The sequence below is a fragment of the Lactococcus sp. LG606 genome (assembly GCF_017309645.1).
GTDB classification, from domain to species: Bacteria; Bacillota; Bacilli; order Lactobacillales; family Streptococcaceae; genus Lactococcus; species Lactococcus petauri.
Window position 1 is genome coordinate 1,549,339 of record NZ_CP071301.1, and the last position, 24,728, is coordinate 1,574,066.

The 24,728-nt window shown below is 38.6% G+C and carries 20 protein-coding genes, 2 tRNA genes and 1 pseudogene; 2 read left to right on the top strand and 21 right to left on the bottom strand.

Going from position 1 to position 24,728, the window contains the following annotated elements; all coding sequences use genetic code 11:
- The first annotated feature begins 71 nt into the window (after window positions 1-71).
- Window positions 72-533, top strand: coding sequence for a VanZ family protein (locus tag J0J35_RS07640; RefSeq protein ID WP_206916509.1), 462 nt, complete (start codon window positions 72-74; stop codon window positions 531-533).
- Here J0J35_RS07640 and add read toward each other — a convergent pair.
- The 7 genes from add to J0J35_RS07675 all read right to left on the bottom strand — a co-directional run bounded on the left by add (window position 530) and on the right by J0J35_RS07675 (window position 9,618).
- Complete coding sequence (gene add / locus J0J35_RS07645) at window positions 530-1,579, bottom strand: adenosine deaminase (RefSeq protein WP_206916510.1); 1,050 nt, start codon at window positions 1,577-1,579, stop codon at window positions 530-532. The two genes, J0J35_RS07640 and add, sit on opposite strands and share 4 nt — an antisense overlap.
- A gap of 182 nt (window positions 1,580-1,761) precedes the next feature.
- Entirely contained in the window at window positions 1,762-2,559 is a 798-nt protein-coding gene (locus J0J35_RS07650) for a DUF6273 domain-containing protein (protein WP_206916511.1), read from the bottom strand.
- The gene (locus J0J35_RS07655) at window positions 2,549-5,344 is read right to left on the bottom strand and encodes a VWA domain-containing protein (protein ID WP_206916513.1); all 2,796 of its coding nucleotides are present in this window, start codon (window positions 5,342-5,344) and stop codon (window positions 2,549-2,551) included. The genes J0J35_RS07650 and J0J35_RS07655 overlap by 11 nt, the downstream gene beginning before the upstream one ends.
- 11 nt (window positions 5,345-5,355) lie before the next feature.
- Entirely contained in the window at window positions 5,356-6,153 is a 798-nt protein-coding gene (locus J0J35_RS07660; protein WP_206916516.1) for a DUF6273 domain-containing protein, read from the bottom strand.
- Between the two features lie 14 nt (window positions 6,154-6,167).
- Entirely contained in the window at window positions 6,168-6,971 is an 804-nt protein-coding gene (locus tag J0J35_RS07665; RefSeq protein WP_198494152.1) for a DUF6273 domain-containing protein, read from the bottom strand.
- Window positions 6,972-7,070: 99 nt separating this feature from the next.
- Window positions 7,071-7,505 carry a SprT family protein gene (locus J0J35_RS07670; RefSeq protein WP_019291815.1) on the bottom strand — a complete coding sequence of 145 codons (435 nt, stop codon included), beginning with the start codon at window positions 7,503-7,505 and terminating at the stop codon, window positions 7,071-7,073.
- A complete protein-coding gene (locus J0J35_RS07675; RefSeq protein ID WP_206916520.1) occupies window positions 7,486-9,618 on the bottom strand; it encodes a Tex family protein in 2,133 nt (710 codons plus the stop codon). Before J0J35_RS07675 ends, J0J35_RS07670 begins: the two co-directional genes overlap by 20 nt.
- Window positions 9,619-9,714: 96 nt before the next feature.
- Here J0J35_RS07675 and J0J35_RS07680 point away from each other — a divergent pair, with 96 nt between their 5' ends.
- On the top strand, window positions 9,715-10,326 hold the full coding sequence (locus J0J35_RS07680; RefSeq protein ID WP_206916524.1) for a nitroreductase family protein: 612 nt from the start codon (window positions 9,715-9,717) through the stop codon (window positions 10,324-10,326).
- A 118-nt stretch (window positions 10,327-10,444) separates the two neighbouring features.
- Here J0J35_RS07680 and rpsD read toward each other — a convergent pair whose 3' ends face one another.
- The 14 genes and pseudogenes from rpsD to nrdD form a co-directional block, all read right to left on the bottom strand.
- Entirely contained in the window at window positions 10,445-11,056 is a 612-nt protein-coding gene (rpsD, locus tag J0J35_RS07685; RefSeq protein ID WP_003133217.1) for a 30S ribosomal protein S4, read from the bottom strand.
- Between the two features lie 202 nt (window positions 11,057-11,258).
- Window positions 11,259-12,614, bottom strand: a pseudogene (locus J0J35_RS07690) (APC family permease).
- Window positions 12,615-12,883: 269 nt separating this feature from the next.
- On the bottom strand, window positions 12,884-13,333 hold the full coding sequence (locus tag J0J35_RS07695; RefSeq protein WP_206916525.1) for a hypothetical protein: 450 nt from the start codon (window positions 13,331-13,333) through the stop codon (window positions 12,884-12,886).
- 114 nt (window positions 13,334-13,447) lie between these two features.
- Window positions 13,448-14,092: a putative bacteriocin export ABC transporter gene (locus J0J35_RS07700; protein WP_206916527.1), complete on the bottom strand. Its 645-nt coding sequence runs from the start codon at window positions 14,090-14,092 to the stop codon at window positions 13,448-13,450.
- Window positions 14,093-14,111: 19 nt separating this feature from the next.
- On the bottom strand, window positions 14,112-16,148 hold the full coding sequence (locus tag J0J35_RS07705) for a DUF1430 domain-containing protein (RefSeq protein WP_206916530.1): 2,037 nt from the start codon (window positions 16,146-16,148) through the stop codon (window positions 14,112-14,114).
- 406 nt (window positions 16,149-16,554) lie between these two features.
- A tRNA-Pro gene (locus J0J35_RS07710) sits at window positions 16,555-16,628 on the bottom strand.
- Window positions 16,629-16,682: 54 nt separating this feature from the next.
- Window positions 16,683-16,756: transfer RNA gene (locus J0J35_RS07715), tRNA-Arg, on the bottom strand.
- 119 nt (window positions 16,757-16,875) lie between these two features.
- On the bottom strand, window positions 16,876-17,679 hold the full coding sequence (locus tag J0J35_RS07720; protein ID WP_019292582.1) for an energy-coupling factor transporter transmembrane protein EcfT: 804 nt from the start codon (window positions 17,677-17,679) through the stop codon (window positions 16,876-16,878).
- Between the two features lies 1 nt (window position 17,680).
- Window positions 17,681-18,526 carry an energy-coupling factor ABC transporter ATP-binding protein gene (locus J0J35_RS07725; RefSeq protein WP_206916533.1) on the bottom strand — a complete coding sequence of 282 codons (846 nt, stop codon included), beginning with the start codon at window positions 18,524-18,526 and terminating at the stop codon, window positions 17,681-17,683.
- Complete coding sequence (locus J0J35_RS07730) at window positions 18,523-19,356, bottom strand: energy-coupling factor ABC transporter ATP-binding protein (protein ID WP_206916536.1); 834 nt, start codon at window positions 19,354-19,356, stop codon at window positions 18,523-18,525. The genes J0J35_RS07725 and J0J35_RS07730 overlap by 4 nt, the downstream gene beginning before the upstream one ends.
- 65 nt (window positions 19,357-19,421) lie before the next feature.
- On the bottom strand, window positions 19,422-19,916 hold the full coding sequence (locus J0J35_RS07735; protein WP_165720179.1) for a DUF2325 domain-containing protein: 495 nt from the start codon (window positions 19,914-19,916) through the stop codon (window positions 19,422-19,424).
- A complete protein-coding gene (gene nrdG, locus J0J35_RS07740) occupies window positions 19,913-20,512 on the bottom strand; it encodes an anaerobic ribonucleoside-triphosphate reductase activating protein (RefSeq protein WP_019292586.1) in 600 nt (199 codons plus the stop codon). Before nrdG ends, J0J35_RS07735 begins: the two co-directional genes overlap by 4 nt.
- A gap of 195 nt (window positions 20,513-20,707) precedes the next feature.
- On the bottom strand, window positions 20,708-22,147 hold the full coding sequence (locus J0J35_RS07745) for an APC family permease (protein WP_061414211.1): 1,440 nt from the start codon (window positions 22,145-22,147) through the stop codon (window positions 20,708-20,710).
- Between the two features lie 212 nt (window positions 22,148-22,359).
- Complete coding sequence (nrdD, locus tag J0J35_RS07750) at window positions 22,360-24,600, bottom strand: anaerobic ribonucleoside-triphosphate reductase (RefSeq protein ID WP_019292589.1); 2,241 nt, start codon at window positions 24,598-24,600, stop codon at window positions 22,360-22,362.
- Between the last annotated feature and the right edge of the window lie 128 nt (window positions 24,601-24,728).

Below are 24,728 nucleotides of genomic sequence, written 5' to 3' on the forward strand. Positions count from 1 at the left end.
CGCATTAAGCTTATTTTCAGTTATTTTACTATAATTAAGGATAAAAAACGTTTGAATATCTGAGGACTTTCATGTATAAATTCTCCAAAATTATCTTTGCTTATTATCTTCTATTTCTATTTTGGGGGATTCTTTTTAAATTTGATATCACACATACGATAAATACAGCACATTTATTCCCTTCACGTAGCTTAAATGTTTCACCTTTTGATGCTTCTGGTGGACGTTTAGAAATCCTTTTTAATATCCTTATTTTTATTCCTTTTGGTTTTTTTATGGGTCGCTTTTCAGAACGGAGCTTTCTTGGAAAATGGGGAACAATTTTCCTTGTCAGTCTCTTTGTCGAAATCCTTCAATATATTTTCGGCATCGGAGCCACCGATATAACCGACATCATCACAAATACTTCCGGTGGTTTGATGGGACTCTTGCTTTATCATGCCTTTCAGAAAAACGAAAGAAGACAAGATGTAGTAAGCTTGTTTTTTGGTGGCTTTCTTCTCTTCTTTACTTTCCTTCTTTTACTTCATTAAAAAGAGCTGATATTAATCAGTTTTTTTATTTGAGCATACTCAATGGAAAACCGCTGATGGAGAGCTTCTTTTTCTTCCTCACTAATAAAGGCGCCATCAATAGCATAATGATTGATTTTTTCAAAATCATTCACCTGAAAATCATACCATGCTGCAATTTTCTCATATTCCTTTTGCAAGTTGGTATTACTTACTGTGCGATTGTCAGTATTTATGGTTACATGAAGACCTTTCTTATACAATTCCAAAAAAGGATATTCTTCAAGATGGCGGATAGCTTTTGTTTGAAAATTACTGGTTGGTGCCATTTCCAAAACAATACCCAACTCTATCAAAACATGTTGATAGTCTGGAAGCTCTTTCGTCATAATGCCATGTCCCAAACGTGTTGCTCCCATCTCGACAGAATCAATAATGTTTTGTTCGCACCCTGGACACTCACCTGCATGCAGTGTGACTTGTACCCCACGACACGTCACCTTATCCAGCAAGTTTTTAAATTTTACTTGAGGGTAGTTTACTTCATCGCCTGCCATATCAAAGCCAACCAAATGCTCATCATCGATTTCATCAAAAAGCGGAACCAACTTTTCCAAACGCTCGATTGGCACCTGACGAAGACCACAGAGGAGAACATTTGCGACAGTATCAAAGTCTTCTTCAGCACGAGAAACACCAGCAATAACAGCTTCTACAGCTTCTTCAAGTTCTAGATTTTTTTCCAGATGCTGACCAGGTGCAAAGCGAATTTCAATATATTTGACATTATCCTCAGCAGCTTGACGAACCACATCATAAGCTGCTAGCTCAAGATTAGTATAGCTTTGTAGTAATGGAAGAACGAAGTCAAAACGCTCCAGATATTCCAAAAGACTTTGAGTCGTTTCTGGCGCTTGTGCACAATTCAGTATTTCATCATCACTCATATTAAAATCGTACCCTATGTTATTAGCCAGCTGCTTAATACAAGGCAAACTGAGTGAACCATCAAGATGACAATGAAGTTCAACTTTCGGCATTAAAGCAATGGTTTCTGAATTAAGCATTAGATTAGAGCCCCCATAAAAATATATTTTTTCTATTTTACGCTTTTTTCTTACGACATGCAAATTTTTTCGTCAAGAAAAAAGATATTGGAACACGATATTCTTACATAGCATTGGTGAGCGATTTTATTTTTGAAACTTTAAGCGAAAGGAGTCCAATGTTAATTTTTACCCCAACCTCTTTACTTATCTATTTTAAGCACATATTCCTTGTGCCCTTTGATTTCTTTCTCCTCCACCTCTGTTTCAGGTGGAAGTGTAAAGGCTGGGCGGACATAGGCAGGGTAAACTACGCCATTTCCTCCAAACCTCCCCTCATAACCAATCACTTTAGCCACTGCAGAGGCAGTTTCAAAAACTGTACGCAACCACCAAGGATAGCTAACAAGGTCTCCTTCTAAATAGGCAAGTCTATCCTCTCTAATCCCTCCTTTTCGTCTGAAATATAGTAAGTTACAGTCACCTTCCAAACGGAGTCCGTCCTTAAAATTTCCTACATCAATATCCGAAAGCAAGAAAAGCTTCCGCTCTATTTTTTCCAAATATCTTTTTGATGATGTCGGTTCTAAGGGTTCAATCGCAATTTCTGTGAGAGGGATCCGATCCTTCACTCCTTTGGAAAAACGCTTGATAAAGTCTTTGTGCATAAAAGCATCCGGTATGCTATGTCCGTAGTAGGCTTCCTCCCAGCCTTCCCGAAAAGACATGGGCGGATCTACAAGATGCTTTCGAAGCAATAAGACATTGCCTTGATCAATATAATTTTTCGTGAGCACCAGATAGGGCACTAACTTACCATCTTCTTTGATGTGAACAGTATATCCTAAGCGTTTATCCTTGTCATAAGCTAAATCTCTTAGGATTTGTGGTTCTTTTGCAGGAAACAAATATACAAGCTCGTCTCTCTTTATGAGGGCAATTGAGAGGACAATACTTAAGAGGAGTGAGGCAATAAGAAAAAATATTTTTTTACTGGTCATCTGACCTCACCTCTCTAAACTTCGCAATAAGTTCTTCCTCAGCTTTTACTTGGTGCTGATAAGTATTTTCCGAAGATAAAAGCACATCTCCTTTGTACCAACCCACAAACTCCGCATTTTCTCGTGGAATAGAATATAAGGGCGAATAGTTTGCAAAGCGAGTCATTCCACCTCCTAAAACAAAGCCTAGTTTTTCGTTTTCCACTCTAACATTTGTCGCATAATATTTTGATAACTCTTCTTTACCTCTCGTTTCTGAGCTTAGCTGCTCTCCCTCCTTGATGAGTTCAGTAGCTTTATTTTCTGATTCTTTATAGAGGTTTATCTCAACTTTTTCTCCCGCATTTAGTTCAACATCTTCAAACTCTTCGGTCAGAAATACGCTTCCGTCCATATTATCAATGGTCTGTACCGTATAATCCACCTTGGTCGCCTCGCTGGCTTGGACAAGTACTGTCGTGTCTTCTGCTGCTGAAGTGGAAAGCTCCATGACTTCATCCGTCGAATACTCCTCCATCTCCCCTGTTTCACGTTTTACCTTGATGTCTACATCTCCTGCTATTAGGATGCGTTTTGAGGTTTTACTTGGCTCAGGAGTCTCAATCTTTTTCTTCTGATAATTTTCATCCTGCGCCCTCAACCATGCGAGACAAAGGTCAGGATGATGCGCTTGGGCGACTGGGTCTAAGTTTGATACAAGGGTCACTGAGAGATTGGGGTGTTTAATCATAAATTTGAACACAAGCTCTCGAAAAGTCTCTGCTAAAGACTCAATTCGTACCTCTGAATGATTGACCAACCCCATGGTTCTCAACCAGTCAACAACAATTTTTTTCACCTTCGTTGCATCACTTCCTAACATCATAGAGGTGACAAGATTTTTAAATAAACTTTTTGTAAGTTTTTCCCTGTCTTCAACCCGTGTTGTGAAATAGAGTTCAGCTAGTATTCGTATGTCTTCTTGATGTGCATTTACATATTTGTTTCTGTTCTTTATCCTTTCTACTGCAAAAAATCTAATGATATCATCCAGAGATTCATTCATTCTCTTACCCTTTGGGTCATTCACAATTAACCCATTAAAAATATCCAGTATACTTATTTTTTTAGCTTGAAATTCTTCTAGTTTATAGATTAAGTTAGAGTCTAGCTTTTTTAATTCCGCTTCCATTCGACTTTTAGCAGTTTCATAAACCTCTTGGGGAAGTAAAGTTTTATCAGGCAAAGACGAATCCTGCCCATAACGCGTAAACTCAAACGGATAGACCTCCGGTCCCACTTTGGTTACCACATCATTGACATTAATAACATTAACAATATTGTCATGCCGTCCCTCTCTATTCCCTGTTCCCTTCAAAGTCCCCGCAGGTGCTTCAAAGCAGAAAGCATACATATCTTCTGCTTTGAGTTCGCCACTGGCTAGCTTACGTCCCTTATTTAAAGCACCAGCGGTCAGATTGGTCACTGCTGCAGCTCGGCTATAGCCGTTAATCCAAAGTTTTACCTTGCCTGTCACCTTGTGTTCTTTCAGGTATTGGTCTAAGAAGGTCAGCGCTTTTTCACTGGCTTCTCTAAAACCCTGATGTTCGCCTGACCGTCCCAGAGTCAAGTTACTGGCCCACTCTGCTTCGTAACCACCACCACGAATAGCTAGAGCTATCAAGGTATAGTCTTCTTCTTTGACCGTCAGTTTTTTCTGGGCAATAACCGCCCCGATCGAGTCTGTCGAGGGTCTTTCTTGAAAATGTTGGTTGGCCTTGAATTTTTCAAAACCGATTTCTTCCAGCAGGTTCTTCGCGTTTCTATTTTTTAAAAGATAGTTTTTTTCTTGGATACTGGACCAAGCAGCCAATTCTAGGTTGAGCGACATGGTCGCTAGCCGTGGGTCATAAGGGCGATTTTTCTCCTGGCGATAAGCATAAGCACTCTGCTCAAAATAAGAGTCACTGTAGTGGTAAACTGCTTGAGAATCCCTACCTTCTTTTCCTGCAGGTGCGGAACCATAATTAAAAGTCCCTGACTGAAACTCCTTGCCTGCCTCCTTACTTTTAAAAACAAAATCCATATCTTGTACATCTCTAAAATCAAAGGCCCCATCTGTTTGGATATTTTGGAAAAAGGTCCGGGCAAATGCTTTGGTCGAGTCCGCAATCTTATCGATAAATACGAAAGTCCGAAAACTTACCTGTTGTTCCGTTTTCATCTTTTGCGCCAGATTATCCGCCGCATTGGCAAACTGATAACTGTATATATCTTTATTTCCATACTTTCCTGTATTTAATTTTTCACCTGTGGTTGGTGTCCGGTCACTGATGATGAAGATATTTTTTTGCCCCTCATCCTTGACTGCTTGCAAGAGCTGCTCTGCCTGCTTCAAACCACTGTGTAAGTTGGTCTTCCCTCGTGTTTCTATCTTTTCCAAAGCGGACAGCAGCTGTTTCTCATCGGGAGTAAAAGCTTGTAGTACGGTTGCCTCATCTCCAAAACTCACCAACGCAACCTGGTGCTCCTGCTTGGACGCACCCGACTCTTTTACAAACTTGCCAACTATATCTTTAGTCTGCTTAACGCTTCTTCCCCCCATACTTCTAGAGCTGTCCATCAGAAAAATGCTGTACTGCTTTTTTTTACTGTCATCGGGAGCTTCAAAGCTTATCTTTTGTCTTTGAGCTTCTGACAAACTGATACTTAAATCCAAATCTTTCACTTCTGTAGCAGATATGCGTGTATCAAAAAATATGGGGTGACACAGCACAAACAGCAACAAACATAATTTTTTTAACATCATTCACTCCTTTATTTATCCGTCTTAAGCACATACACCATCTGCCCGTTATTCTCTTTTTCCTCTACCTCTGTTTCAGGTGGAAGCGTAAAGGCTGGGCGGACATGGGCAGGGTAGACAACACCCCCGCCTGATAACATTCCCTCGTCATCAACTCCTTTAACTACTGTGGAGGCCGTCGCAAAAGCTGTACGGAGCCACCAGCTGTTAGGAGTAGAAGCCCCAGCTAAATAAGCTAATCTGTCCTCTTTCACACCCCCTTTTCGCTTAAAATACAGTAAGTTACAGTCATCTTCAAAACGAACTCTACCCTTGTAATTTCCTACATCAATATCCGAAAGTAAGAAAAGTTGCCGCTTTATTTTTTCTATATGCCCCCTTCCTGCATTTTCTTCTGAGGGTTTTATCCCCAGCTCTGTAGAAGGAATATTTTCTTGGACATCTTTAGACAAACGCTTGATAAAGTCTTTGTGCATAAAGGCATCTGGTATGCTATGCCCGTAATAAGCTTCCTCCCAGCCCTCTCGAAAAGACATGGGCGGATCTACAAGATGCTTTCGAAGCAATAAAACATTACCTTGTCCGATGTAATTTTTCGCAAGAACCAGATAAGGTACTAGCTTTCCATCTTCTTTGATGTGAACGGTGTAGCCTAAACGCTTGTCCTTGTCATAGGCTAAATTTCTTAATACTTGTGGCTCTTTTGCAGGAAGTAAATACACAAGTTTTTCTCTATTTACTAAAAGAGCTGTTACTGCGATACTAAAGAACAGAGAAAATACAATCAGAAATATTTTTTTATTGGTCATTTGGGTTCACTCCTTTATTTATCCGCCTTAAGCACATATATTGTCCGCTCGTCGTTCCCTTTTTCCTCCACCTCTGTTTCTGGTGGCAGTGTGAAGGCTGGACGGACATAAGAGATGTAAGCAACACCATTTCCTCCAAGCCTCCCTTTATAATTAACTACACTAGCTACTACAGAATCCGTCGCAAAAGCAGTACGGAGCCACCAACTGTAAGGAGTTGAATTCCCATCTGAATAAGCTAACCTGTCCTCTTTTACTCTACCTTTTCGCTTAAAATAAAGTAAATTACGGTCATCCCCCATACGATGCTTGCCTCTATCATCTCCAACATCAACGTCCGAAAGCAAGAAAAGTTTCCGCTTTATTTTTTCTATATGCCCCATTCCTGCATTTTTTGCCGAGGGTTTTATCCCCAGCTCTGTAAGGGGGATATTTTTCTGCACATCTTTAGACAAACGCTTGATAAAGTCCTTGTGCATAAAGGCATCCGGTATGCTGTGGCCATAATAAGCTTCCTCCCAGCCATCTCGAAAAGACATGGGCGGATCTAGCAGGTATTTGCGAAGCAACAAGACATTGCCTTGATTAATGTAATTTTTCGTGAGCACCAGATAGGGCACCAACTTTCCTTCTTCTTTGATGTGAATGGTGTAGCCCAAGCGTTTGTCCTTGTCATAGGCTAAATCTCTTAATACTTGTGGCTCTTTTGCGGGTAATAGATAAATAAAATCCTCTCTTTTCACAACTATAAATACAGCAATAAGTATTTGTAGCAAACTTAAGACTAAAAACATCATCATCTTTTTTTTACTTTTCAATCGTCTTTCTCCTTAAAAATCGTGATAAATCCTTCACTAACTAATACGAGAAAAAAACGAAATTAACACTAAAAAAAGCAAAGAAAAAAGAACAAGAAGTTATCCTTGTTCTTTTAGTTTGCCGCGGCATTTGCCACAGGCATATTTTTTTATATCAATTTTACGTTGACGTTGATAAATCTGATGACAGCTTTGACACACATAAGTATGTTTAGCCTCTCTTATTGATGGAGCATAACGTAACCCCCCTACTTGAGCAAGTAAATCCTTGAACTCCCTGTCTTTATGCTTATAACCTCGTTGCTGGTCATAGAGATGGTAATGAACCAGCTCATGGAGAATAATACCATCAAACTCTGCTCGATTTGCCATTTTAGGGTTAAAATCCAAATGCATATCCTTAGGAAAAAAGCGGCCTCCCGTACTGCGTAGACGACTATTCCACTGGGCAGTATGCAGAAATGGACGCGCAAATTTCTCTACAGAAAGTTGACGCACATGGTCTGTTAATTCCTCATTGTTCACGTGGCTCAACCAAAGTTAAATTAATCTTACCGCGCTCTTGGTCAATGGATTTTACCCAAACGGTTACGATTTGTCCGACAGCAACAACTTCATGAGGATTTTTCACAAAGTTTTTGCTCAGGTCAGAAACGTGAATCAATCCGTCATTTTTAATACCAATATCCACAAAGGCACCAAAATCGACAACGTTACGCACTGCTCCTTCAAGTTTTTGGCCCACACGTAAATCGCTCGCGGAAAGAACATCTTGGCGTAAGATTGGTGCATCAAAATTATCACGTAAATCACGTCCTGGCTTTGTCAAATCAGCAATAATATCTGTCAATGTTTCGCGACCAACACCAAGTTTTTCTGACATTTCGGCAATATTTACTTTTTTCAAAATTGCTGCGGAATTCCCATCGAGGTCAGCTATATCAAGTGTTTCAAGTAATTTTTCGACCACTTGATACGACTCTGGATGGACTCCAGTGTTATCAAGGAAATTCTTTGCTTCAGGAATACGAAGGAAGCCTGCTGCCTGCTCAAAAGCTTTCGCCCCTAAACGTGGAACTTTTTTCAACTGCGCGCGGCTTTTGAGAGCTCCATTTTCCTCACGAAACTTCACGACATTGTTGGCTAAGGTTTTGTTAAAACCAGCAACATGTGAAAGTAGCGCTGGACTTGCTGTATTTACATTGACACCAACTTGGTTGACGACCGTTTCAACAACAAAGTCCAAGTTTTCGGTAAGTTTCTTCTCTGCAACATCATGTTGATATTGTCCTACACCAATAGCTTTCGGTTCTATTTTCACCAACTCAGCCAAAGGATCTTGCAACCTTCTTGCAATGGAAATAGCCGAACGCTTTTCTACCGTCAGGTCCGGAAACTCTTCACGCGCCAACTCTGAAGCCGAGTAAACAGAAGCCCCAGATTCACTCACGATAACATAAAAGACATCAGAAAGACTGTTTTCTTTTAAGACTTCGGCAACAAAAGTTTCCGATTCACGACTGGCTGTTCCATTACCAATAGCTATCATATCGACCTTATATTTAGAGATTAGTGCTGCTAACTCCTTTTTCGCTTGGGCAATTTGACTCGCATTAGCAGGTTTTACGGGATAGATAACTGTCGTCGTCAAAAGTTTACCTGTTGCATCAACAATGGCGAGCTTTGCTCCTGTACGATACGCGGGGTCAAAACCCATCACTGTACGCCCTTTAAGCGGTGCCACCAAGAGTAGGTTTTTCAAATTTTCACCAAATACTTCGATGGCTGCATCTTCAGCTTTTTCTGTTAATTCACCCCGTACTGCACGTTCCATCGCTGGAAGCAGCTTTTTCTTCACTGCTTCTTTTATGGCTAAACTCATATATTTGTTGTTTCGCGCAGCAAAACGATTTTCAAAAAAGCGTAAAATCTTATCTTCATTATGTTCAAATTTTACAGAAAGAACGCCCATCTTTTCACCACGATTCAAAGCGAGTACACGATGATTAGGAAGCTCAGATACTTTCTCCGCAAATTCATAATAAATTTGGAAGACTTTTTTCTCATCGAGGCTTTGCTCTTTCAGACGACTTTCTAAGAGGCTATTTTGTTTCACTTCGCTCAATAGCCAGCTCCGCAATTTAGCATCCTCAGAGATCGCCTCTGCCAGAATATCCATCGCGCCTTGAAGTGCTTTTGCTGCTGTAGCGAAAGTTTCATTCGTATACTTCTCTGCTTCTGCTTCAAGACTTGGTGTATTTTTAACAATGAGTTGTGCAAGCGGGAAAAGACCATTTTCTTTCGCCACTGTGGCTTTTGTGCGACGTTTTTCTTTATAAGGAAGATAAAGGTCTTCAACTTCAGACAGCTTCTCAGCTGCTTCTATTTGAGCCTTAAGCTGATCCGTTAATTTGCCTTGCTCCTCAATCTTGGACAGCACTGCTGTTTTTCGATCCTTAAGTTTTGTTAGGCTATCATTTTCGTCAATAATTTTTTTGATTTCAACTTCATCTAAGCTGCCCGTAACTTCTTTTCGATAACGGGCAATAAAAGGTACTGTGTTACCTTCTGCTGTCAGTTCAAGTACTTTTTGAACTTGTGAACTTTTAATATTTAGTAATTCAGCTATTTTTTGCGTATTTTCCATTCTTCCATTTTACCATATTATCACCATTTTCAATTCATGTGATTTCGATGTTTATTTGCTAAAATAGCTCTAGTAAAAAATTAGAAAGTGGAAGAAATGGAATATTTAGAATTAGCCCAAACACGCCATGCCGTCAAAAAGTTTGATAGGAAGAAAGTTCCTCTTGAAGAGATAAAAGACATTATTAAAACTGCTCGTTTAGCCCCTTCAGGCATTAATATACAAAGTTGGCATTTTGTCGTTATTGATTCAACTGAAGCCAAAGCCGCACTTTTAAAAGAAGTCAATCCTTCAAATCACGAGCAGATTGAAACAGCAGGTGGCTTGATCATGATTTTTGCGGACAGTCAATATGCTGATCGCCTTAAACTTATTAGCGAGCGTGGCAGTGAAGAACTTTCAAGCCTTGACATTGAACGCTTTACTCAACGCTATCAAGCTTATGTCAATAGTTTTGATGCTGAATATCTCAATACCTATATGTCTATGACAACTGGCCTTGTCACAATGAACTTGCTCTATGCCATCTATGATAAAGGTTATAAGGCCAATGTTGTCCTTGGCTATAAACGCACAGAAAAAATCAATGAGATTCTCAACGTCGATAAAAAATACCGTCCAGAACTCATCATCCCTTTTGGAACTTCTGAGGAAACTGGCCAACCAAGCTTTCGTTTGGGGCTTGAGGATATTATGGAAATTCGGTGATAAAAAATCTGCATTTAAGCAGATTTTTTATTTTGAGTTCAATATTTTTGAGAGTTTTATTGAAAACAAAAAACTCTAAGTCAATCTGACTTAGAGTTATAACTCGTGTGAAACGAGATTACATCATTTTGTTGTAGAATTCGACGATAAGTGCTTCGTTGATTTCTGTGTTGATTTCATCGCGTTCTGGAAGACGAACGAGTGAACCTTCAAGTTTATCAGCATCGAATGATACGAAGTTTGGACGTCCTTTAGTTGCTTCAACAGCTTCAAGGATTGCAGGAACTTTCATAGATTTTTCACGAACTGAAATAACTTGACCAGGTGCTACGCGGTATGATGGAATATCAACGCGTTTACCATCAACGAGGATGTGACCGTGGTTTACGAATTGACGTGCTTGACGACGTGTAGTTGCAAGACCAAGACGGAATACAACGTTATCCAAACGTTGTTCAAGCAAAGTCATGAAGTTGAAACCAAGAGTTCCTTCTTTAACACGTGTAGCTGCTACAAACAAGTTACGGAATTGACGTTCAGAAACACCGTAAGTGAAACGGAGTTTTTGTTTTTCAGCCAATTGCAAACCGTATTCAGAAAGTTTTGAACGGTTGTTAGGGCCGTGTTGACCAGGTACGTAGTTACGACGTGCAAGTTCTTTACCAGAACCTGTAAGTGAGATGCCGAGACGGCGTGATTGTTTCCAAGATGGACCAGTATAACGTGACATATTAATGTCTCCTTCAAATTTTTTTGAAGAATATTGACAGCCTCGAATTCGTGCATTTCACTTTCGCCTTACAGCTTCGGTTACTTCGTAACAAGGGAAATGTTGACGAGTTTTCTAGCTGACTGCTATATTCAACTTTACTATTTTAGCAAAATTATTAAAAACTGTCAACATGACAAATGAATCATTTATAGTGTTCTTCTTATTTAGATTTTACTTTAACAACTGCTGCAACACTATCGCTGCTTCGCTTCATTTTCGTCTGGTAATAAAACACAGGAATGCCGGCTAGCGTAATAGCAATCCCAATCATCGCAAGAACAGGCTGCTGTGTAATAGTCGTCCACATGATAAACAAGGCACCCAACATTCCAATGACAGGAAGGACAGGGTAAAGTACAACCTTATATGGACGGTGCAAATTTGGCTCCTTTTTGCGGAGGATAAATACTGCAAGAATTAACAAGAAGGAGAAAAACCACATTACAAAGATGACCAGATTTGTCAGGATATCAAAGGAACCTGCTGCCATAAAGATGCAAGCTAAACTCCCAACCAAGGCCGTTGAAACAAAGGGAATGGCATTTTTATTGAGTTTACTCAAGTGTTTTGAGAAAGGAAGTGAGTTTTCTAAAGCTAGAGCATAAGGCACACGAATTGCTGTCATTGTGTAGCCATTGAGCGTGCCATAAACAGAAACTAAAATCCCAATCGTTACGAGCTTACCACCATTTACACCAAATAATTTTTGTGCAGCATCTAAAGCTGTATTTGCATTTCCTGCAATCTGATCCAGAGGCAGAACTTTTAAAAACCCTAAGCTAATGGCAATATAAATAAATGAAATAACCAATAGACCGATGGTGATAACTTTCGACAAATGTTTTTGCGGATTTTTCATCTCACCGGCGATATTCCCTACATTCATCCAGCCGTCAAAGGCAAACAAACTCGCGACCAAAGCGCCACCAAGACCGGCAAAGAATCCGATATTTTGTCCCGCCTGAATCGGAAACAACTGCACTTCCACTTGCGAATTGGTTGTTAAACCAAAAATAATAATCAAAAAGATTGGGATTAATTTTAAAATCTAAGTCACTTGCTGAAAACGTGAAGTAAAACGTGAACCCAGTAGATTAATAGACATGATAGTTAAAATAGAGGCAATAGCGATAGGTAATAATAAGCCTTGAGGTAGGCCAAGCAAGTTCAGAACTTGTGTGGCAAAGATTATTCCTAGGGCTGCCATATTTCCAGGATTATAAATTAATACTTGTACCCAGCCAAAAAGAAAGCCCACTAGTTTTCCATAACTGCGCTCTAAATATTTTACAGCACCACCTGTTTCCGGAATGGCAGCTGCAAGTTCAGCAACACTGAGTCCCGCACAAATCGTTAAAATACCACCCACTGCCCAAGCAAGCAAAGTTAGCGAAGCAGATTGGGTTACTGCAACCATCGCAGCAATTTTGAAGAATACTCCTGCTCCAATAACCGTTCCGACAACAATAGATAAGGCTCCGAAAAAACCGACATCATTTTTCAAGTCTTTTTCCATATAATATCTTCCTTAAGTAATATATTCACTAATTTTTTTAGTGTTATGCACTATTATACTTTAAGTAATTCTACACACCAAATAATTTGCGGGAGTTCAGGAGCTTGTTAAGAAAATGTAATTTTTTAGAGGAATTAAAGAGCAAAAAACTATCTACGAAAACTCCTCACCAAGCGCAACTCAATGGCTGTCCGAAGACAACAGCTTTTTATCCATTGCTATTTTTTCAAACCAACCTTACAGAAGACCATGAACAATCCCCTTAAAAATTAATACCAGTTTGTTGGGTTATACCAACAAGAAAAAGTATCAAAAGTTCTTCCGTGAGCAGTTGCAAGTGCCCATTTTTTAAATCCAGCATTTGCTATTTTTGTGTCCGAACCTACTTGAGCTTTAGCACCATGTCTTTGATATTTAGAGCTGTAATGGTTAGAATGTCCTCTTTTCCTTCTCCCCAAATCATAAAGATCAGAAAAATATACCCATCTCCCTGAAGCATGATTAATAGCTGGTCTTGCTTTCTTATTGGTGTTGGACCCTAAATTACTTTCTACAATATTACCTTCAGGGTCAAAATGGATATATCCCTCAGAATCTGATGTGTGTGTGATATCCCCATATGGCTCTTGCTTATCCGCAAAGGCAACTGAACCACCCAATAAACTTCCAAATAGTCCAAAAGAAAGTACCAACGTTGCTAAATATATCGTTTTTTTCATATTTACCTCCAAAATATTTTTTATATACAATGTTGCTGTGTCTCCGATAATTTTAAAGCCGAGGATTGTTCATGATCTTGTGTAGGGTTGATTTTAAACAAGGGCAGCGCAAAATTAAAGCTCTATGCTTTTATTCCCTTTCTTTGCCAGTTCCTCATCATGAGTGACAATGATTACTGCTTTCCCCTCTATTGATTGTTGAAATAAAATATCCGTAACGATATCTCTGTTGAGCGAATCTAAAGAACCTGTGGGTTCATCTGCTAAGATAAGTATGGATGGTTTTAAAATAATTCGCGCGAGTGCCACGCGCTGTTTTTCTCCCCCAGATAAACTGCTAATCGCTGTCGATAGTTTTTTACTTAAATTGACCGCATTCAGTGCCTCCTTTTTTTGTTTTACTTTCTCTTTCCTACTTAATTTGCTATATTTTAAGCCTATTTCTAAATTAAAATTAATTGTTTCTTCTTCAACTAGACCGAAATCTTGAAATAAAAAAGATATTTTATTTCTCTTTATTTTTAGTTTTTCTTTTGCTGTCAGCTTTGCTGTTTCAACACCTTCAAATAAATATTCTCCTGAACTTACCGTATCGTTCATCCCTAGTATGTTTAACAGCGTCGTCTTTCCAGAACCACTGACACCTTTGATGGTAACAAAATCACCCTTATTTACAGTAAACGCATTGATTGAAAAAATGGATTTATCCTGTATTTTTTTTTGGACATTAGATAGAGAGACTATTTCGTTTTGATTCATCACTTTCCCCTTTAAAGATTTAATTAGACTGTCTTTTTTCAACTCTAAACAAAGTCATACTGACTATAATGACATTGAGTACCATGGCCAGAAAGATATTAATAACAAATTCTTTGCTGATCTCAGACAAGAATGCAGCTATAGTTAAACCCATCATTAGTTCGAATAGCAACAATAAAAAGACGGATGCATAAGTTTCAAAAAAGGAATAACCGTTTAGCCTTAGCAAATAAAATTTTTTATTATGATACTGGAAAAAATAGGCAGTGGTGAGTAAGCAAACAATGGAAAAGACAAATACAGTCAATAGGGAGCTGATTAATAAAGAGCTGAGCGAACCAGACAGGCTTTTTATTAGCGTAATCTCTGACTTTTCATAGGGGACAAAAGAAGGTAAATTATCTGTTAACTTGTTTTTCTCTAAAAGCCCGTTAAGCTTTTCACTTGCCTTCCCAGCTGTTTTTATTTTGATTGGCGGATACATAGCACCACTAAAAATATTCCTTTCCCAACTGTCGCTGTTTTTGAGTGTTAAAATATCTAAAATAGGATAGTCATCAATCCATGGCTTATTGGGAACAAAACTGTAGACAGGTTGTTTATCTTTGATATAGATAATCTCCGTTAATTTATCCTCAAATTGGAGTAAGTCTTTAAAATAGTATTCTTCTATCTTCTTTAAGTCATCACTTCCCTTGAATCTTTCGGGAATGAGTAATATCCTTTTTTCTTCACTTTCTTCTATAAGGACTCTCTGATTATTTTCATCTAAAATCTCGAATTTTTTTAAATAATTAGGGTTGAGTTGTATCTCTCTCCCAAATACTTCGCTCTCTTTTGTATTATAATGTTGTATACTTACCAGCAAGCTTCCCTTTTGGTTTAAATAGCGATAAATTTCCTCCTCTTCTTCTGCTCTAGAATCCTTGTCATAGGTAAATTCAAGTTGATTTTTTCCCACAACAACGGGGTAAAAAACATGATAGTTATCTTCACTTATTTTTTTAGGCACTTCACTATTAAAGGTGATATTGGAGGCTTGATACATAATCCTTGCTAAATCTAGGTGTATTACGACTAACATCATCAGAAAAATAAGTTTTATCGCTGTTGGCAATATGTTGATAAATAACTTTTCTCCTTTATTTTTACTCTCTTTTTTTCTCCGACCTAACTTTTCCACGACATAAACCAGCATCATCAACCAAATATAACTAAAGGATAGGAGTAGTCCAACATTTATCATAAAATTAACACAATAGATGCGTGAAATGCTTCCTAATAAATAGGTAAGTAAAGCAATGGATACAAAAATACAAGTTGCATACCCCTTGCCGATAAAGTTATTTATACTCGCTACGATAGAATAGCCATTTTGTCGTAAAATATGAATTTTTTTATGAACTGAAAAAATCCAAAAACTCAACATCACCGTAAAAAAGGTTATGCCAATCTTTAAATAGCTTGAAATATTGTAAATGTCCCTACCCGATGATAATTCATAACTTTCACTTTTTTCAAAATCTGCAAAATCTTTGTAAGTATAGTTCTCATCAAAAGCTTTGTTATAAGTATTTTTAATCTGCTCTACCGTATCTTTATATTTGTTTTTATCCTCTGTTTTTATAAAAACTTGCCACTCAAATTCATTTTTATTTTTTAAATTATCTATACCGTCTATAGTTAAGACTGATTTACTCAATGGAGGGCTGTACACGCTTTTTTGATGCGTCTGAGGTACATACAAGGTTATCTCTGCTTTTTCTAGGAACTTAAAATTGATCCCTTCTTTGATAAAGTACCCTTGGTCTACAACTTTATAGAGTGTAAATAATCCCTCCTGTTTTGAAATTTTTTCTATAATATCAATCGCGCTGTCGTTCTCTTTTTTATTCGTTATTTTTTTAGGTTTTTTTACAGGAGAATAACTATCCGTATATCTAAAAAAGTCTGTCACTTTATCTCTTGAATATTGCTCTACCTGAAAAATAAACATTCCAAATAAAATGCTGAGTAGAAGAATAGCAAGATTAAATTTTAAAATTCTTTTTTTCAAAAAAGCCTCATTTCAGTTAGTACTTTTATTCTCAAGGTCTGTTTTCTACTATTTTTTGATCTGTTCTGCAATGTTGACTTCACATCCTCCTATTCACAATAAATTTTATTCATGGCACACTATTATCCGTAAAAAAATATGAAATATAACAAAAAAAAATCAAAAAAACTTTTTAACTGCTACTTCTAGAATTGCAATACTTCTTGATATCTCCTATTTGCTTTAACGTATATAGTACGTCCTGATACTAGAGTGACAATATTAATGCTAACTTCAAAGCAAAATAAAAAAATAGACTCCAAGGAATCTATTCTTTAACTCGATGACATCAACCGCAATACAGGCTCAATTTTCATTTCCAACAAAAAAACTCATCTACGAAAGATGAGTTAGGGTTAGTCGGTAATCGGGAAGACAGGATTCGAACCTGCGACACCTTGGTCCCAAACCAAGTACTCTACCAAGCTGAGCTACTTCCCGAAGGTATGAAAATTTTTTACAATAATAAAACGGGCAAGCCCGAATTAATTATTATGCACCCGGCAGGATTCGAACCTGCAACCGCCTGATTCGTAGTCAGGTACTCTATCCAGTTGAGCCACGGGTGCGTTTTTTAACTACTTGATTATTATAGCAAATCAAATTTGCGAATGCAAGAATAAACTCATAATTAAACAAAAAAAACCGAAATTATTCAGTTTTTTTATTCTAAAAGTAGCTGTGCGAATTAACGACTAAAGGTATTCCATGACAGTAAGAGAGCAGCCAATATAAAAATACTCAGTAATAAAATAAAATCATTTTTCGACCATTTGAGCTGACGATATTTACTGCGCCCATCGCCTCCTTGATAGCCTCGTGACTCCATGGCAACTGCTAAATCTTCTGCACGGCGGAAGCTCGAAACAAAGAGCGGAATCAATATCGGGATAATCGAGCGGACTTTTTGCAAGAGATTCCCTTCACCAAAATCCATACCTCTTGCCTTTTGGGCATTCATAATCATGGTTGTATCGTCCATCAATGTTGGAATAAAGCGAAGTGAAATCGAAAGCATAAGTCCTAATTCATGTACCGGTACCTTGATTTTCTTCAAAGGTGCTAAACCAGTTTCAATACCATCTGCCAAGGTTAGCGGCGGCGTGGTCAATGTGAGTACTGTTGACATAAAGATAATTAACACAAAGCGGAAGAAAATATAGAGTGCGTTAATTAAGCTCTCTGTTGATATTTTCAATATCCAAAATTGAAAAATAATATGTTCTCCAGGTGTAAACAGCATCTGAAAAATAACTGTAAATAAAATCAAGCCAATCATCGGTCTTAGACCTTTAAGGAAATAAGAAATAGAAATTCCTGATAAAAGGACACCAGCAAAAGTGTAAAGAATTAAGAGTAAATAGCCTAACCAGTCATGTGCAAAGAAAATCACGATAACAAAAATAAACATGACTAAAAGTTTGCTTCGAGGATCCAGACGATGAATCAGCGAATTTCCAGGGATGTAACGTCCCATAAGCATATTTTGCATTCTACTTTTTCGCCTCCTTCAGCATTTGAATCAACTCTTGACGTTTGATAGGCAAGCGGTCAAAGACCACACCTCGTTGCTCTAACTTGACAGCAAATTCTGTTGTTTTAGGTACACCAAGCTCATGCTGCATCAAAAATTCAACATTTTGAAAAACGTCTTGAGGACTACCTGATGAAATAACACGTCCTTTTTCTAAGAGATACACCTTGTCTGCATATTCGGCCACATCATCCATATTATGTGTGACCAAAACAACTGTCTGTCCTTCTTGATGCAGGTGACTAAAGAGCTCCATCATCTCGATACGGGCTTTGGGATCCAATCCAGCAGTGGGTTCATCAAGAACTAAAACTTTAGGTTCCATTGCTAAAATCCCCGCAATGGAAACACGGCGCATTTGTCCACCTGATAATTCAAAAGGCGATTTTTCAAAGTTTTTTTCTGCTAGACCGACAAGCTCGAGCTTTTCACGCGCAATTTTAAGCGCCTCTTCTTGCGAAACACCAAAGTTTTGTGGACCAAAAGCAACATCCTTCAAAACCGTTTCTTCAAAAAGCTGACTTTCTGGAAACTGGAAAACAACCCCCACCTTTTTACGTGCTGGCTTGATTTCTTTTTGCTTACTACTAGCCTGAATAACAATATCATCAATATTGACCTTACCTTCTGTAGGTTGCAACAGGCCATTAAGATGTTGTAATAGTGTTGATTTCCCTGAACCTGTATGGCCAATAAGGGCAGTATAACTTCCTTCTGCCACCTCTAAATTGATGTCAAAGAGCGCTCGACTCGCAAAGGGAGTATTCGGTTGGTAAGTGAAATTTACCTTATCAAATTTAATCATTTTCTCAGTCTTTCTGCTAAGAGTTCTGCCAGTTCTTCTTCATTTAAATATTTTTCTGGCAAGTTAAAGTCCGCTCGTAAATCCTCGGCTAAGTTCGATGTGAAAGGCATATCTAAACCAATATTAATCATATCCTCACCAGAACCAAAAAGTTCCTCTGGCTTAGCGGATTTGATAATTTTACCCGCACGCATGACCAATACACGATCAGACAGGGTAGCTTCATCAAGGTCATGAGTAATCGAGAGCACTGTAAGATTATATTCTGCCTTAATTTCACGGATAACGCGCATGATTTCAGCACGTCCTGTCGGATCAAGCATGGAAGTTGCCTCATCAAGAATAATAATTTCTGGACGCAATGCAATAATCCCTGCAATAGCAACACGCTGTTTTTGTCCACCAGATAATCGTGCAGGTTCCTTGCCTTTAAACTCTAGCATATTGACTTGTTTTAAAGCCTGGTCCACACGCAAAATCATCTCTTCACGAGGAATACCCTGATTTTCCATTCCAAATGCGACGTCGTCCTCAACAGTTGCTCCAACAAATTGATTGTCAGGGTTTTGGAAAACCATTCCTATTTTTTGACGAAGTGCCCAAACGTTCTCCGAACTTAAAATTTGTCCGTCAATTTTTATATTTCCAGCTACATTTTCAAGTAAACCGTCAATAGCACGAGCTGTGGTTGACTTTCCTGAACCATTTTGACCAATGATAGAAACCCACTCTCCTGCTTGGACAGCAAAAGATACCCCATCTAAAGTGGGCGCTTCTTGATCTTCTTCATATTTGAAAGTTAGATTTTCTACTTCGAGGATTTTATTCATAAAACTAATTATACCAAATGACTTGCATTTTCGCTATCTCTCATTTTTGCAAAAAAGCCCTGATGTCAGGGCTTAAACATTTTTGCAAAATCAACCTCCTCTTCAGTAACTTTGAAGTCCTTCAGAGCCGATTTTAAGGCAAGATTTTTTGCTTTCTTGGGTAGCTGGTACTTTTCTTCAGAATTGTTCGTAGAAGGATTAGCTAACTTTTGTTGCGGACTTTTTTTTCTTGGCATTTTTGGCTTCATAGTTTTTTCGGACAATTTTATTTCCGGAAAGGCAAGCTTAAGCTTTTCAATAATCTTTTCTACACCGAAATTACTGCCTATCCAGAAAGGTGTATCACTCGCTTTTGCTGCTTCTTTTGCAAATCGAACTGAAGCATGAGCGACATTGAGGTTCCGAATCATCACAAAGTCAGCTTGCGCCACTAATTGGTCAATTTCGGAACGCCTAGGTTTTTTCTTGTCAAAACCGAGAAAGCCAACTTCTACAGCTGCTAGTCCTGCACGTAAGTCATGCCAATAGCCTGATTCACAAATTACTAACACAGTTTTCATATTAGCTTTTCCTTATGAATTTGTTCTACAGCTGCTTTACCGTCATTGAGTTTTTCCCAGATAACTACTCGATGCTCAGCGAGAGACTTTTTCACATCAATAATTCGTTGATTTGAAGAGCCTCTAAATTGGAGCAATAAGTTTTTCTTACTGAGTTTAAAGCGACCGTCAACAAGTATATCGATATTTCGCAAAAGCTCAAGTTTGGTTTCATCCTCTTGTAGAAGCTCTTCCCAAGTATAACCAGTCCAAGACCAAATATCCTTTTCAGGAAGTTCTGCGCGTATACGTTTGACAAGCGGTAAAGCAACGCCAGTATTGAGGAAAGGCTCACCACCAAGTAATGTCAAGCCTTGAACATAAGACTGACTCAAGTCAGCCATGATTCTTTCTTCTAATTCTTTTGTATATGGACTACCGTAACGGAAATTCCAAGTTGCTTGATTATAGCATCCTTCGCAGTGGAATTTACAGCCGGATAAGTAAAGCGAGCAACGTACACCTTCACCATCAACAAAATTGAAAGGCTTATAATCTGAAACATAGCCCTGTTCCAAATCCGCAGCAAGCCACTCTTGTGGTTTTGGATTATTCATCTGCCATTACTCCTATCTCTATTTTATCTAAAATTTCACAATTCATCCTCTTAATCACAATGAAGAGGATATCATGCAGACAAGCCTGATAAAGCTTGACGTTCCTCATTAGACCCTTTAGGGCAATGAGAGTAGCGTATCAAAAAATGAGCAATTTCTTCCGAAACTACTCATTCTATTATACTACTTTTTAGACTAAATCATTTGATTTTTTTGCTCACGACGCGCAATAAATGGAAGGAGCATCCCTAAAAGAATCAAGACAACTGGTGTCAAAATGTTCGAAGTCAATTGGAACCACCAAGCCGAAGGGTCGGCAGCAAAATCTACTTTTGGTACCATACCAAGGACACATGCTACTAAAGTGAACAAGAAACACCAGATACCAGCAAACATCGCCAAGCGTTTTTGCTTGATAAATTTGTATTCAGAAGTAAAGTGTTTAATCGCACGATTAAGCATGATAAAGGCGAAGAATACCCACATGTAGCGCATTGGCATCACCACTGAGTTTAAGTTTGTCAGCCATTTGACCAATTCGTTCATGTTTCCTATTCCAAGCAAAGGCATCAAAATAACGATACTTACCAAAATTCCTGTCAATACAAAACCATTGATCAATGTTCCTTTGGCAGTCGTTTTACGTAGCCAAGCTGGAACAAATTGTGGATCTGCATCCGCAAGCAATATACGCAATGGCGCATCTATTGAAAAGGCAAGCGCAGCAATTTGACCGATACCTTGTGTAAAGGCATAAACATACATCAGGCTATTGCCAATACCATAGTGTTCGCCAAGCATTTGAAAGGCGGCATAGGCACCATTGGCCATGAGGTCATCAGGCAAGTTACCACTTGTAAAGAGCATACCCATCGCAACTGAGCCAAGAACGGCACAGACACCGACCATTGCAGCAAGCATAAACATTGCTTTTGGAAACTCACGTGCAGGACTCTTCATTTGGTTGACATAAGGTGAAATTTTTTCTGCCCCACCAACCGCAAAGACTAGCATAGAGATTGTTGTGAAGTAACTGAAGTCGAATTTAGGGATATACGTGTTGATATTTCCCATATCTGGTGTTGCGATTGCAAAGTCTTTTGCAATAAAAGGAACGCTGACAGCCATCACGATAAAGAGCAAGCTCATGACAAACATTGCTGTTCCTGCAAGTCCCCCAATAACTTTAAGCGTGTTTAAACCTTTTGTTGCGAGCCAGAGGAAGAGAAGGAAAATAATCAATGAAATGATGGCAACCATCGGAACAGACATCAAACTTACAAGCTGTCCATCTCCACGACCAATCCAACCAAAGGCAATCAAAATAGCTTGAGGTTTTTGGGCCAGATAAGGGATATGCACAACCCAATATGTCCAGGCTGCATAGTAGGCAAGACGTTTTGTTGAAGTTTGTTCAACCCACGAACTTACGCCTCCTTTACTGTCTTTAAAAGTTGAGCCTAACTGCCCAACAATAAGTGCATAAGGTACAAAGTAAAGCGCCAAAATCAAAATCCATGAGGTAACAACTGTGATCCCTTGCTGGGCGAAGTTATTGACCACATTTCCCATGCCCCAAACCATGTTGAAGGCGATAAATGCGACGGTAAACCATCTAATTTTTTTAGTGTCCATATTACTCCTTAAAATTTTTTATCACTCTGCGGACAAGACAAAGTAATTTTTTACGCGCCTTTTACAAATGTAAAAAAGCGGTTGCATTAAAATTATAAAATAAAACTTAAACACTGTCAATATTATTCTTGAATTTTCACTAAAATTTTAAATTTGTCCCTGCTTTTTTATCTTTTCATAAAAAAAATGAATCCTAAGATTCACTTTTTACTTTATTTTACAAACTTGCTCTTTGCATGATCTACAGCTTCACTGTCAATGCTCTCGCCATCTTCAAGAACACCTACAGAGCCATTCATATGTTTGACACGCGCTGATATTTCTTTATGACGACCATGAACCATAGGGCGAGCTTGAGGGTTACCTAGGTACCCACATGTTCGTTTTACCACATCACATGTTTGTGGGTTAGCATTGTCACATTGGGGACATTTAAAGCCACGCTCAGTCGCAGTAAAGTCTCCTTCGAAACCACACTCATAACAATGGTCAATCGGTGCATTTGTTCCCAAATAGCCGATACGATCATAAGCAAAGTCCCAAACGGCTTCAAGTGCACGAGGATTTTGTTGAATCATTGGATATTCCGCATAATGGATAAAACCTCCGTTGGCATAAACGGGATAATCTTTTTCAAATTCCAATTTTTCAAATGGAGTTGGATTTTTACGCACATCATAATGGAAGCTGTTCGTATAGTAATCTTTATCGGTGATATCCGCAACAGAACCAAATTTCTCCTTATCCATACGACAGAAACGGTCTGTCAGACTTTCACTTGGTGTAGAGTAAACAGAGAAATGATACCCGGTTTCTTTGCTCCAGTCTTTACAATCTTGGTTCATACGTTTTACGATTTCCAAAGTAAAGTCTTTTGCTTCCTTGTTATTTTCCCACGTTGGTCCATAGAAACTTGTTGCAACTTCATAAAGGCCGATATAGCCAAGGGAAACTGTTGCACGTTCATTTTTATAAAGCTCATCGACTGAATCTTCAGCTTTCAAGCGACCCAAGGCCCCATTCATAAAGAGTATAGGCGCATTTTTGGGTTGGGCTTCTTTTGTACGGTTAACACGGAAAACCAAAGCATCCTTAGCAATGGCAATGCGTTCATTAAAAATTTCCCAGAACTTTTCTTTATCGCCTGCCGCTTCAAGTGCAATACGTGGAAGGTTTACCGTTACTACTCCGAGGTTATTACGGCCCGCAGTTACTTCATTGCCCTTTTCATCTTTCCAACCATGAAGGAAGCTACGGCATCCCATACTTGCTTTAAATGAACCTGTTAACTCGACAATCTTGTCATAAGACAAGATATCTGGATACATACGCTTTGTGGCACACTCTAGTGCCAAGTTTTTAATGTCATAGTTTGGCGTACCGACTTCAAGATTCAAACCACGCTTCAAGGTGAAAATTAATTTAGGGAAAATAGCTGTACGATGCTCTTTTCCTAAACCTCCGATACGGACTTTCAGGATAGCTTTTTGGATTTCACGTGCATACCAGTCTTCTCCTAAACCAAAACCAACTGTAACAAAAGGTGTTTGCCCATTTGAAGTAAAAAGCGTATTGATTTCATATTCCAAAGATTGCATCGCATCATAGATATCTTTTTTAGTTTTTGCTTGAGCATAGGCTTCACGTTTTTCCGGTTGCTCAATCCACTCTTCCGCATCTTTTAAATGCTTCGCATAGTTTAATTTTGCATAAGGTGCTAAAATTTCATCAGCACGGTCAAATGAACAGCCGCCGTATTGTGAGCTAGCTACATTTGCAATAATTTGTGAAGCTTGAGCAGTTGCTGTTTGAATGGACTTAGGTGAATCTACTTGAGCATTCCCTAATTTAAAGCCATTTTCAAACATATTTTTAAAGTCAATCAAACAACAATTTGACATCGTTGTGAAGGGAGAATAATCTAAGTCATGATAATGAATTTCCCCTTTTTGGTGGGCATTCGCTACATGAGGAGGGAGCATCTTTAAACCAATGGCTTTAGAAACAGCACCTGCAGTTAAATCACGCTGTGTATTGAAAACATCGCTATCCTTGTTGGCATTCTCATTGACAACCGTTTGGTCCTTGTTGATCAATTTTTCGATGGTAAAGTTAATGTCTGTTGCCTTACTTCTTTCAAGATCACGTTGTGTGCGATAAGTTGTGTAAACTTCCGCCCACTTTGTTTCACCAAGTTCCATCAACAGATGTTCCACAATACTTTGAATTTCATAAATCTTAACATTATCCGTAAAACGTGTGAATATTTCGTGCACTACACGATCGCAGATTTCTGCTATACGCTCCTCTGAAGCCGGAGGTACTATTTCGTCCCCAGCTTTTTGCAACGCCTCAAAAATTTTGCTGCTGTCAAACTTTACGGAGCGACCATCACGCTTAATCACACTGATTTCTCGATCTGTTACAACAGTGCTTTCCTCAACCATTTTCATTGTTTCGTTCCCCCATTTTTTAATTCCTTGTGCTTCTATTCTATCAAATAAATTTTCCTTTTTCCACTATATCTAGTATCATTTTTTATGAAAACAAAAGAAAGCACACTATATATAGTGTTGAGACC

Bases quoted from the DNA above. Each gene is read 5' to 3' on its own strand.
- J0J35_RS07640 (WP_206916509.1), top strand. From the start codon at position 72: ATGTATAAATTCTCCAAAATTATCTTTGCTTATTATCTTCTATTTCTA.
- add (WP_206916510.1), bottom strand. From the start codon at position 1,579: ATGCTTAATTCAGAAACCATTGCTTTAATGCCGAAAGTTGAACTTCAT.
- J0J35_RS07650 (WP_206916511.1), bottom strand. From the start codon at position 2,559: ATGACCAGTAAAAAAATATTTTTTCTTATTGCCTCACTCCTCTTAAGT.
- J0J35_RS07655 (WP_206916513.1), bottom strand. From the start codon at position 5,344: ATGTTAAAAAAATTATGTTTGTTGCTGTTTGTGCTGTGTCACCCCATA.
- J0J35_RS07660 (WP_206916516.1), bottom strand. From the start codon at position 6,153: ATGACCAATAAAAAAATATTTCTGATTGTATTTTCTCTGTTCTTTAGT.
- J0J35_RS07675 (WP_206916520.1), bottom strand. From the start codon at position 9,618: ATGGAAAATACGCAAAAAATAGCTGAATTACTAAATATTAAAAGTTCA.
- J0J35_RS07680 (WP_206916524.1), top strand. From the start codon at position 9,715: ATGGAATATTTAGAATTAGCCCAAACACGCCATGCCGTCAAAAAGTTT.
- rpsD (WP_003133217.1), bottom strand. From the start codon at position 11,056: ATGTCACGTTATACTGGTCCATCTTGGAAACAATCACGCCGTCTCGGC.
- J0J35_RS07695 (WP_206916525.1), bottom strand. From the start codon at position 13,333: ATGAAAAAAACGATATATTTAGCAACGTTGGTACTTTCTTTTGGACTA.
- J0J35_RS07700 (WP_206916527.1), bottom strand. From the start codon at position 14,092: ATGAATCAAAACGAAATAGTCTCTCTATCTAATGTCCAAAAAAAAATA.
- J0J35_RS07720 (WP_019292582.1), bottom strand. From the start codon at position 17,679: ATGCAAAATATGCTTATGGGACGTTACATCCCTGGAAATTCGCTGATT.
- J0J35_RS07725 (WP_206916533.1), bottom strand. From the start codon at position 18,526: ATGATTAAATTTGATAAGGTAAATTTCACTTACCAACCGAATACTCCC.
- J0J35_RS07730 (WP_206916536.1), bottom strand. From the start codon at position 19,356: ATGAATAAAATCCTCGAAGTAGAAAATCTAACTTTCAAATATGAAGAA.
- J0J35_RS07735 (WP_165720179.1), bottom strand. From the start codon at position 19,916: ATGAAAACTGTGTTAGTAATTTGTGAATCAGGCTATTGGCATGACTTA.
- nrdG (WP_019292586.1), bottom strand. From the start codon at position 20,512: ATGAATAATCCAAAACCACAAGAGTGGCTTGCTGCGGATTTGGAACAG.
- J0J35_RS07745 (WP_061414211.1), bottom strand. From the start codon at position 22,147: ATGGACACTAAAAAAATTAGATGGTTTACCGTCGCATTTATCGCCTTC.
- nrdD (WP_019292589.1), bottom strand. From the start codon at position 24,600: ATGAAAATGGTTGAGGAAAGCACTGTTGTAACAGATCGAGAAATCAGT.